Below are 736 nucleotides of genomic sequence, written 5' to 3'. Positions count from 1 at the left end.
CTATCGGTGCATCCATGACCTCCTTCGCAGCTACAGGTTGGGCTGAGGAAGACGGCACATGGGTATATTATAACCGTGACGGCGAGAGAGCAACAGAATCTTGGAAGAAGTCCGGCAACAGCTGGTACTGGCTGGATGAGAACGGTGAGATGGCAATCGATCAGCTCATCGAGGATGACGGAAACTACTACTATGTTGACATCAACGGTGTTATGGCTTCCAATCAGTGGGTAGCTATCGACAACGAGGATGCCGGCGAGGATGATGAGCCAGATCATTACTGGTACTACTTCCAGGCTAATGGTAAAGCTCTGAAGAATGGCGACAACAGCAAGGTTGCTCTGAAGACAATCAATGGTAAGAAGTACGCATTCGATGAGGAAGGTAAGATGCTCTTCGGATGGGTTAATCAGGATAACGCAGAGCGCATCGACAACACAGACGGCGATGCATTCAAGGAAGGTACCTACTACTTTGGCGATTCCGATGACGGTGCTATGACCACAGGCTGGTTACTGATGGACATCACTTATGATGAGGCAACTGCTGATTCTTATAAGGAGATCGCACCAGTATTTAATGATGACGAGGATCAGAGCCGTTGGTTCTACTTCAAGTCCAATGGTAAGAAGCTGGCTGCTGAGAACGGCAATCAGGAGAAAGAGAAGACCATCAACGGCAAGAAGTATGCATTTGACGAGTACGGCGCAATGATCGCTGAGTGGTCTGCTGACGT

General features: G+C 48.9%; 1 pseudogene. It reads left to right on the top strand.

Annotated features, from left to right (window positions below):
- Nucleotides 1-2: 2 nt before the first annotated feature.
- Nucleotides 3-736: pseudogene (locus LIZ87_RS22060) on the top strand (argininosuccinate lyase); the annotation flags it as partial.

The sequence above is a fragment of the Lacrimispora sp. 210928-DFI.3.58 genome, from assembly GCF_020554865.1.
Lineage (GTDB): Bacteria > Bacillota > Clostridia > Lachnospirales > Lachnospiraceae > Enterocloster.
This window is presented reverse-complemented; position numbering and strand designations above follow the sequence as displayed.